The sequence below is a fragment of the Blastococcus sp. KM273129 genome (assembly GCF_021698995.1).
Lineage (GTDB): Bacteria > Actinomycetota > Actinomycetes > Mycobacteriales > Geodermatophilaceae > Blastococcus.
In genome coordinates, this window is the sequence record NZ_SSXB01000041.1 from 23,711 (window position 1) to 32,937 (window position 9,227).

The following is a 9,227-nucleotide window of genomic DNA, read 5'->3' on the forward strand; positions in this document are numbered from 1 at the left end:
CGGGTCAGCGGGCGGAGGCGGCCACGGCGAGCAGCTCCCGGGCGTGCGCCTGACCGGTGTCGCTGTCGGCGAGCCCGGAGAGCATGCGGGCCAGTTCCCGCACGCGGTCCTCGCCGTCGACCGAGCGGATGTCGGTGGCGGTGACGCCGGCGCCGGTGTCCGGCGCCTTGTCGACGACGAGGTGGGTGTCGGCGAAGGCGGCGACCTGGGCCAGGTGCGTGACGACGACGACCTGGTGGTCGCGGGCCAGCCGGGCCAGCCGCCGCCCGATCTCCCCCGCGGCCTGGCCGCCGACACCGGCGTCGACCTCGTCGAAGACCATGACCGGCACCGGGTCGGCGCCGGCGAAGACGACCTCGATCGCGAGCATGACGCGGGAGAGCTCACCGCCGGAGGCCCCCTTGTGCACCGGCCGCGGCGGCGCCCCCGGGTGCGCGGCCAGCAGCAGCGCCACCTCGTCGATGCCCTCGGGCCCGGGGTCGTCGGGGTGGCTGTCGATGCTGAAGGAGACCTGGGCGCTCTTCATCGCCAGCCCGGCCAGCTCGCTGCCGACCTCCGCGGCGAAGCCATCGGCGGCCGCGCGCCGGCCCGCCGAGATCTCGCTCCCGAGCCGGTCGACCTCCGCGCGCACGGCATCCCGCTCGGCGGCCAGGGCCTCGAGCGCCTCGTCGGAGACGTCGAGCTGGGCCAGCCGGTGCGCGGCGTCCTCCGCCCAGGCCAGGACGCCGCCCACGCCGGCACCGGGGTCGGCGTACTTGCGCACCAGCGCCGTCAGGGCGGCCCGGCGGTCGAGCACCTCGGCGAGGCGGGCCGGGTCGGCGTCGAGGTCGGCCACGTAGCCGGCGAGCTGCCCGGCGACGTCGGAGACCACGGCGACGGCGTCCGCGAGGTCCTGGGCGAGCATCACCAGCGTCGGGTCGTCGGAGCCGGCCAGGGCGCGCTCGGCGATGGCCAGCGCCGCGGCGGCGTCCTGCGGCACCTCGCCGGCGCCCAGGTCACCGGTCACGTCGCCGACCAGGGCCATGCGCGCCTCGTCGGCCGCGGCGCGCAGCGCGTCGGCGTCGCCGAGCCGCTTGGCCTGGGTGTCCAGGGCCTCGTCCTCGCCCGGCTCGGGGGCGACGTCGGCGATCTCCTCCAGCCCGTGCCGCAGCACGTCGGCCGCCTGCGCCAGCTCCCGCGCCTGCCCCCGCCGGCGGTCCAGGTCGGCGGCCAGCTCCCGCCACCGCTGGTGGGCGGCGCGGTAGCGCTCCAGCAGCGCGAGGTGCTCGGCGCCGGCGTACCGGTCGAGCGCACGACGCTGCTCGGCGGGGCGGGAGAGCCGCAGCTGGTCGGTCTGCCCGTGCACCGCGAGCAGGCTCTCGGCGAGCTCCGCCACGACCCCCACCGGGACGCTGCGCCCGCCCAGGTAGGCGCGCGACCGCCCCTCGGCGCTGACGGTGCGGGCGAGGATGAGGCTGCCGTCGTCGTCGGGGTCGGCGCCGGCGTCGGCCGCCCGCGCCCAGGCAGGCGACTCCGGGGGCAGCTCCAGCCGTCCCTCCACCCCGGCGCGGCCGCTGGCCCGGACCCGGCCGGGGTCGGCCCGCCCGCCGAAGAGCAGGGTCAGCCCGGTCACCACCATGGTCTTGCCGGCGCCGGTCTCCCCCGTCACCACCGTCAGGCCGCGGCCGAGCTCGAGGGTGACGTCGTCGATGGCGCCGAGCCCCCGGATCCGCAGCTCCGAGAGCCGGCCCGTCGCCGTCACGGGAGCCCGTTCAGGCGTCGTCGTGCGTGCTGCCACCGCTCACCTCCTGCGCCGGGGTCGCCTGGGCGGGGTCGTCGACGGAGACCACCTCGCGGGTGAGCACGTTGCGGCTGGTGAACAGCTCGTGCCCGGGGCCGGCGTGCCGCGCGTCGCGGAACCCGCGGACGGGGAGGCCGAACTTCGCCACCAGCCGGTCGCCGAACGTCGAGGCGTGCACGCGGGCGATCCGCACCGGCCGGCTGGCGCGCCGCACCTCGACACGGCCGCCGTCGGGGACGTCGACGCTGCGGCGCCCGTCGGCGGACACCCGGGCCTGGTTGCCGTCGGCGGGCACCGCGACCGTGACCACGGAGTTCGGCGAGGTCACCAGGGGGCGGGCGAACAGGGCGTGGGCGTTGCTGGGCACCAGCAGCAGGGCCTCCACGTCGGGCCAGACGACCGGCCCGCCGGCGGAGAAGGCGTAGGCGGTGGACCCGGTGGGCGTCGCGCAGAGCACCCCGTCGCAGCCGAAGCTGGTCAGCGGCCGCCCGTCGATCGCGATGACGACGTCGAGCACCCGGGAGCGCTCGGCCTTCTCCACCGAGACCTCGTTGAGCGCCCACGTGCCCCCGACGACGGCTCCTCCGGCGTCGACGACGTCCACCCGGATGGCGAGCCGTTCCTCGACCGAGTACTCGCAGTCCTCGATGGCGGTGAGGGTCTCCTCGACCGCCTCGGGCTCGGTCTCGGCGAGGAAGCCGACGCGGCCCAGGTTGACGCCCATCAGCGCCGCGTCGGTGTAGCGGGCCAGCTCGGCGGCGCGCAGGAAGGTGCCGTCGCCACCGAAGACCATGACGATCTCGGCGTCCCGCGCCGCGCCCTCGTCGCAGGCCACCACCTCCGCACCGGGGATCTCCAGGTCCGGCGCCTCGTCCTCGAGGACCCTGACCACGATCCCGCCGCGCAGCAGCCGCGCCGCGGAGGTGCGGGCCAGCTCGACGATGTCCTGCCGCCCGGTGTGCACCGTGAGGAGGACCCGGCGGGTCCCCTGCTGGTCGGGTGCTGCCGTGCTCGGCTCGGTCACTGCGGTCCCTCCTGGACTGCTCGACGGACGGCGTCCTCCTCGATCGGCCCGGCATCGGACCGCAGCCACAGGAAGAACTCCACGTTCCCGGCCGGGCCCGGCAGCGGGCTGGCCACGACGCCGGCGGTGCCCCAGCCCAGCGCGTGCGCCGCCCGGCCCACCTCCAGCACCGCCTGCACCCGGTGCTCGGGGTCGCGCACCACGCCGCCCGCGCCGAGCCGCTCCCGGCCCACCTCGAACTGCGGCTTCACCATCGGCAGGAGGTCGGCACCGGGCAGGGCGCAGGCGGTGAGCGCCGGCAGCACCAGCCGCAGCGAGATGAAGGAGAGGTCGGCGACGACGAGGCCGACCGGGCCGCCGATCGCCTCGGGGGTCAGCGTGCGGACGTTCGTGCGCTCGTGCACGTGCACCCGGTCGTCGGTGCGCAGCGACCAGGCCAGCTCTCCGTACCCGACGTCGACGGCGACCACCTCGGCCGCCCCTCGCCGCAGCAGGACCTCGGTGAAGCCTCCGGTGGACGCGCCGGCGTCCAGCGCCCGCCGCCCGTCGACGGCGACCGGGAAGGCCTCGAGGGCGCCGAGCAGCTTGTGCGCGCCGCGGGACACCCACGACGGCTCCTCCGGATCGGTGCGGACCACCACCGGGGTGCCCGCCTCGACGCCGGTGGCCGGCTTGGTGGCGGCCTGCCCGGCGACGGCGACCCGGCCCTCGGCGATGAGGCTCACCGCGTGCTCCCGCGACCGGGCCAGGCCGCGGCGCACGAGCTCGGCGTCGAGCCGGCTGCGACGGGCCATCAGCGCGGGTCGATCGTGCCGAGCTCGCCCTGCAGGCGCGCGTGCTCGGCCTCGAAGAGGGCGACGTGCTCGGACACGGGCAGCTCGTCGAGGCCGTCCAGCCGGCCAGCGCCACCGACGGGCGACGGGCTCCCGCCCGCCGCCGACGAGGGGTCCTCCGGCCGCGGGCCGGCCGGCGGCGCCCCGGGGACTGCGACCGGCGCGGACCCCGGGCGGTAGGGCCCGGGCACCGGTCGCGGTGCGGTCGGCTCGGTCACGGAGCACCTCTCGGGGGAGCGGGTCGGGCGGGCCGGGACGGGCCCTCGGGGACGCGCCGGCGTCCGTTGCGGAGGTTACCGGCCTGGCACGACGCCGACGGGCCGGACGGACCAGCGCGATAGCGTCGGGCCACCGCATCCACCGCCGATCTCAGGGGAGACCTCTCCGCGTGGCCACGATGGACCAGTGCATGACCGCCCTCTCGGGCGTCCTCGGCGACCTCGCCGCCAACCCCGCGGCGGCCGGGCTCGACCGCAGCCTCTCCTGCCGGCTGACCGATCTGGAGCAGGTGGTCCTCGGCCGGCTGAGCTCGGGGTCGGTGCGGGACCTGCACCCCGTCCCCGACGGTCCGGGCGTGCCGAGGGCCGACATCCGGCTGACGATGACGAGCGATGACCTGGTCGCCCTCACCGATGGCCGGCTGTCGTTCGGCTCGGCGTGGGCCAGCGGGCGGATCAAGCTCGAGGCGGGCCTGCGGGACCTGCTGCGCCTGCGCAAGCTGCTCTGAGTCCCGGCGGGTCAGCGCGGGCCGCCCGACGGCAGGTGCCAGGCCCGCGCCCGCGCGGTCGCGGTCGCCCCGTCCGCCAGCACGCGCGCCGGCACCGTGCCGCCGGGGTGGGCGGCCCAGTGGGCGACGCAGAGGGCGCGCAGCCCGTCCAGGCCGTCGTCCGAGCCCGCCCTCGCGCCGCTCGCCGTCTCGGTGTCGGGTCCGCAGAGCTCCAGCACGTCGCCGCCCTCCGCCTGCCGGACCGTCCAGCCGCCGCACCGCCACGTCCGGCCCTCGGCGGTGACGGGCGGGTGCGGGTGCAGGAGACCGGAGGCGTCGGCGGCGAGCAGGTCGGGCCGGTGCTCCGGTCCGGCGGCGAGGAGCGTCGCCGGGTCGGTCACCCCGGAGAGGACCAGCAGGCTGGCCGCGCCGGCCCGCCGCGCGCCCTCGATGTCGGTGTCCAGCCGATCCCCCACGACCAGGGGGTGCGCCGCACCGGTGCGGCGCACGCACTCCGCGTGCATCGCCGGGTCGGGCTTCCCCGTGACCAGCGGCTCCCGCCCGGTGACCTGCCGCACCACCCCCACCATCGCGCCGTTGCCCGGCAGCGGGCCGCGCGGCGAGGGGATCGTGGCGTCGGTGTTGGTCGCGACGTGCCGGGCGCCGTTCCGGACGGCGACGACGGCCTCGGCCAGCTGCGCCCAGCCGACCTCGCGCCCGTAGCCCTGGACGACCGCGTCCGGTCGGTCCTCCGCGCCGGTGACCACCGTGAGGCCGGCCGCCTCCAGCGCGGCGGCGACGCCCGGACCGCCGACGGGGAGGACGCGCGCCCCGGCACCGAGCAGCTCCGCCACCACGGTCGCCGCCGCCTGGGAGCTGGTGATGACGTCACCGGGCCCGGCCGGCACCTGCAGCTCCGTCAGGTGCGTGGCCACCTGCTCGGGCGTGCGGGCGGCGTTGTTCGTGACGAACCCCAGCCGCATCCCGTCGGCGCGTGCCCGGGCCAGCGCCGCGGGGACGCCGGGCACGGCGTCCGGGCCGACGTAGACGACCCCGTCGAGGTCGAGCAGGGCGACGTCGTACCGCTGCGTCGGGGGCTGGAGGCAGCCCCCGGCCAACGCAGGCGGGGTCGGGCCGTCGATGTGGCCGGTCATGCGGAGCCTCGCTTCCGCCGGGCCCGGACCTCGCGCAGCGCCCGGGCGTAGTGCGCCAGGTCGGGGCGCATGGCGACGGCCAGCGCCAGCTGCTCGGCCGCCAGGGTGAGGTCCCCGGCGCGGCTGGCGGCCAGCCCGAGGCCGAAGCGGGCGTAGTCGTCGGCCGGGTCGGAGGCGGTGAGCCGGGTGAAGCTCTCGATCGCCTCGGGGTAGCGGTGGGCGTCGTACTGGGCCCGGGCCAGCGCCTCCCGGACGCTGCGCGACCCCGGTTCGGCCTCCGCGGCGCGGGCCAGGAGCGTCGCAGCGGCGTCGGGGTGCCGGTCGGCGAGCAGCGCGAGGCCGCGGTGGTACCAGTCGTACACGCCACCGGCGGGGGCCTCGCGGTCGCCGCTGCGGCCCTCCGGTGCACTTGCTGCCGGCACTCCCGCCCCCTTCCTCGACCGCTGCCGGGTCCCGCCGTCCGCCGGTCCGGGAGGAACCACCGCAGGCGGCGCTCCTACGATCTCCGTCGTGCTCTCGTCGTCGGTGGGACCTGATACGCCACCCGGTCCGGAACCGGGACTTGAGGTCCGGCCGTTCCGGGCGCTCACCTACCGGGACCGGGATCCCGGGCACCTGGCCCGCGTCAGCTCGCCAGCCTACGACCTCGTGACGCCCGCCGGCCGCGCTCGGCTGGCCGACGCCGACCCGCACAACATCGTCCGCCTGATCCTCCCCCAGGTCGACGGGCAGCCGCAGACCGCCGGTGCCTCCGCCGCGCTCGCTGCCACCACGCTCCGGTCCTGGCTCGCCGCGGGCGTGCTCGTGCGCGACCCGGTCCAGGCCCTCTGGCTCTACGAGCTGCAGCCGGCCGACGGTGCCCCGGCCACCGTGGGGTGGCTGGGTGCGGTGGCCCTCCCCCCGGCCGGCTCGGCCGCGGTCCTCCCGCACGAGGACACCTACCCCGCGGCGGTCGAGGGACGGCGCGCGCTGCTGGCCGCGACCGGCACGGACCTGGAGCCGATCGTGCTCGCCCACGACCCCGAGCCGGAGGTGGCCGAGGTGAGCGGGCGGGTGCGGCGGTCGACGCCCACGATGGAGCTGCGCGACGGCGACGGCGTCCTGCACCGGCTCTGGCGGGTCGACGACGCGGCGACGCTGGAGGCCGCGACCCGAGCGCTGTCGCGCACCCGAGCGGTGATCGCTGACGGGCACCACCGCTTCGCCGCGGCGCGCGCCAACGCCGGCACCCGGGGTGGTGCCGGGTCCGACGCCGTGCTCGCCCTGGTCACCCCCATGGGGCCGGGCGGTCTCCGGGTCGACCCGATCCACCGCGTGGTGCCCGGACTCCCCTTCGGCGCCGCGGTGGCTGCGGCCGCCCAGGGTTTCGTCACGGCGGAGGTGCCGGTCGACGGTGCGGACCCGGCCTCGGTGGTCGCCGCGGCACGCTCGTGGTTGGCCGACCCGGCCGAGCGGGGCCTGCTGCTGAGCGACGGCGCCCGCCTGGTCCGCCTCACGGCAGCCGCTCCGGAGGTCCGCGCCGCCGTCCCCACCGAGGCGCCACCTGCCTGGCGCGACCTCGACGTGGTCCTCGCCCACCACGGGCTGCTGCAGGTGCTGTGGGCGCGACCGGACACCGTGGACGCCGTCGTCATCGCGCACCGACTCGAGGAGGCCTTGACGACCGCTGTCGAGCGCGCGGGCGTCGCCGTGCTGCTGCGCGCACCCTCGCCCACCGACGTGGCTGCGGTCGCGCGGGCAGGAGCCCGCATGCCGCGGAAGTCGACGCTCTTCGTGCCCAAGCCGCGCACGGGCCTCGTGCTGCGCCCCCTCGCGGACTGAACGGCGGGGCGCCGCTTCACGCCGTCTCGCCTGCCACGCGCGCAGCTGACCGTGGGATCTTGCGCCCGCGCCGGCAGTTGACCTCGCAGACGGACGCGGTGCCCGAGCCGGTGCGCCAGAAGCGCCGCTGCAGCGCGCCCTCCACCTCGACGACGTCACCCGGTTGCCAGGCGGCGACGCGCCGCTGCAGACCCCGCTCGTACGTGATGCAGGTGAGGACGTCCACCGATCGGCCGCGCACGGTGGGCCCGGGCCTGCGCACCACCAGCCGGAAGCTCACCAGCGTGTCGCCGCTCGGGAGGGTGCGCAGTTCTGCGGGGGCGGACAAACGCCCCCGCAGCACCACGTCGTTGCGATCGATCACAGCCACGGTCATGCCTGCAGCCTGCGCGCTGGAGGGGCGTGCGAGGACCGGCTGCGCCGATCTGTGGACGCGCCTCCCGGGTGTGGACGGGCCGGACGACCGGGTGGGGGTCAGGCCTCCGGCTCGTCCCGCGTCGACCGAGATGGGTCGGCTGGGGACGACGCCTCGTCATCGGTCTCACCGAGAAGTTCTGCGACCTCCGCCTCGACCTCCTCGGCGAAGGTCATCGCGCGGGTGCGCTCCCCAGCACCACCGGTGAGCGCGTGTGCCGATAAACCCGCATCGGGCAACTCCTCCTCGCCCAGCTCGGCATCGCTGAACTGGACTACGGGTGGTGCTCCCCCGGAGACCTGGTCTTCGGGTATCCGGTCGTCGGACGACGCTCCGCCGGCGACCTCGTCGTCGGACACGTCGCCCAGCGGCACATCGTCGTCGGACAGCGCTCCACCGGCGACCTCGTCGTCGGACACATCGCCCTGCGGCACGTCGGCGAGCTCATCACCGGGCGCAGCCGTCTCGTCGACCTCGCTGAACTCGATACCCGGGTCCTCGCCGACCAGCTCGGGATCGATCGCCGCCAGGACCTCGAGCCACTGCGTGGCGCGCTCGTCCTCGCCCTGGGTGCGCAGCAGCTCGGCGTAGGCCGCGGCCAGCCGCAGCTGCCCTGGGTCGTCCGGACCCAACCTCGAGGGGTCCGGCCGACCGCCGAGTGCCCGCTCGAGGACGAGCCGGGCTGCCGCGCCTTCACCGAGATCCTGGCGGGCGCCGGCCTCGACCAGGCGGAGCTCGACCGTCTCCTCCTCGTCAGCGACGTCAGCGAGCGCCTCGTTCACCAGGCGGATGGCGACCTCCGGGCGCCCGAGCGCACGCTCGCAGTCCGCGAGCACCGCCCGGTACCCCTGGTCGCCGCTCATGCGGCGGTAGGCGCGGATCTCACGTGCCGCCTCGGCGTAGTCGCCCGCGTGATAGGCCGCGACGCCCACGGCCTCCCGCACGACGGCCAACCGGGAAGCCCGGTCGCGGGCCGCGCGGGCATGCGCGAGGGCGGTCTCCGGATCCTCGTCGACCAAGGTCCCGGCTACGACGAGGTGCCCTGCGACCTTGGCGGAGTTGCGCGGATCGAGGCCGCGGAGGGCCGCGCGAATCGAGGGATCGAGGTCTCGGGGATCGGCCCACTCGGGCACCTCAGGTCCGGCGGGGACGGGCGGGCGCCGATCCTGCGTGGGCCGGCTCGTCGTCGGACGGCGCTCCCGCCAGTCTCCCTGCGAGCGCTGGGGACGGTCACCCTGCGGGCGACGGTCCTGCCAGTCCCCACGGGGACGATCGCCGCGCGGGCGCTCCGAGCGCTGCGGCCGGTCACCCTGGGGCCGACGGTCCTGCCAGTCCCCACGGGGACGGTCACCCTGCGGGCGGTCCGAGCGCTGGGGCCGGTCACCCTGCGGGCGGCGGTCCTGCCAGTCCCCACGGGGACGGTCACCCTGCGGGCGGTCCGAGCGCTGCGGACGGTCCGAGCGCTGGGGCCGGTCACCCTGCGGGCGACGGTCC

10 protein-coding genes are annotated in these 9,227 nt (G+C 76.9%); 2 read left to right on the forward strand and 8 right to left on the reverse strand.

Features of this window, described 5'->3' with window-relative positions; all coding sequences use genetic code 11:
- Positions 1-4: 4 nt before the first annotated feature.
- Genes recN through E9565_RS12925 form a run of 4 tightly spaced genes read right to left on the reverse strand, consistent with a single transcriptional unit; the run spans position 5 to position 3,855 of the window.
- A complete protein-coding gene (gene recN, locus E9565_RS12910) occupies positions 5-1,777 on the reverse strand; it encodes a DNA repair protein RecN (RefSeq protein ID WP_236835353.1) in 1,773 nt (590 codons plus the stop codon).
- Complete coding sequence (locus E9565_RS12915) at positions 1,752-2,804, reverse strand: NAD kinase (protein WP_236835355.1); 1,053 nt, start codon at positions 2,802-2,804, stop codon at positions 1,752-1,754. Before E9565_RS12915 ends, recN begins: the two co-directional genes overlap by 26 nt.
- Positions 2,801-3,598, reverse strand: coding sequence for a TlyA family RNA methyltransferase (locus E9565_RS12920; protein ID WP_236827264.1), 798 nt, complete (start codon positions 3,596-3,598; stop codon positions 2,801-2,803). Before E9565_RS12920 ends, E9565_RS12915 begins: the two co-directional genes overlap by 4 nt.
- On the reverse strand, positions 3,598-3,855 hold the full coding sequence (locus E9565_RS12925) for a hypothetical protein (protein WP_236835357.1): 258 nt from the start codon (positions 3,853-3,855) through the stop codon (positions 3,598-3,600). The genes E9565_RS12920 and E9565_RS12925 overlap by 1 nt, the downstream gene beginning before the upstream one ends.
- Positions 3,856-4,046: 191 nt before the next feature.
- Between E9565_RS12925 and E9565_RS12930 the strand changes: the two genes are divergently transcribed.
- Entirely contained in the window at positions 4,047-4,364 is a 318-nt protein-coding gene (locus tag E9565_RS12930; RefSeq protein WP_236827266.1) for an SCP2 sterol-binding domain-containing protein, read from the forward strand.
- Positions 4,365-4,375: 11 nt separating this feature from the next.
- On the opposite strand, the gene E9565_RS12935 is transcribed toward E9565_RS12930, so the two are convergent.
- Positions 4,376-5,497 carry an HAD-IIA family hydrolase gene (locus tag E9565_RS12935; RefSeq protein ID WP_236835359.1) on the reverse strand — a complete coding sequence of 374 codons (1,122 nt, stop codon included), beginning with the start codon at positions 5,495-5,497 and terminating at the stop codon, positions 4,376-4,378.
- Positions 5,494-5,919 (reverse strand): tetratricopeptide repeat protein, encoded by a 426-nt coding sequence (locus E9565_RS12940; protein ID WP_236835361.1) that lies wholly within the window; start codon positions 5,917-5,919, stop codon positions 5,494-5,496. The genes E9565_RS12935 and E9565_RS12940 overlap by 4 nt, the downstream gene beginning before the upstream one ends.
- Before the next feature lie 103 nt (positions 5,920-6,022).
- Here E9565_RS12940 and E9565_RS12945 point away from each other — a divergent pair, with 103 nt between their 5' ends.
- Entirely contained in the window at positions 6,023-7,318 is a 1,296-nt protein-coding gene (locus E9565_RS12945) for a DUF1015 domain-containing protein (protein WP_236827274.1), read from the forward strand.
- 16 nt (positions 7,319-7,334) lie between these two features.
- On the opposite strand, the gene E9565_RS12950 is transcribed toward E9565_RS12945, so the two are convergent.
- Positions 7,335-7,694: a single-stranded DNA-binding protein gene (locus E9565_RS12950; RefSeq protein WP_236827269.1), complete on the reverse strand. Its 360-nt coding sequence runs from the start codon at positions 7,692-7,694 to the stop codon at positions 7,335-7,337.
- Positions 7,695-7,792: 98 nt separating this feature from the next.
- Entirely contained in the window at positions 7,793-8,686 is an 894-nt protein-coding gene (locus E9565_RS12955; RefSeq protein WP_236835363.1) for a M48 family metallopeptidase, read from the reverse strand.
- Between the last annotated feature and the right edge of the window lie 541 nt (positions 8,687-9,227).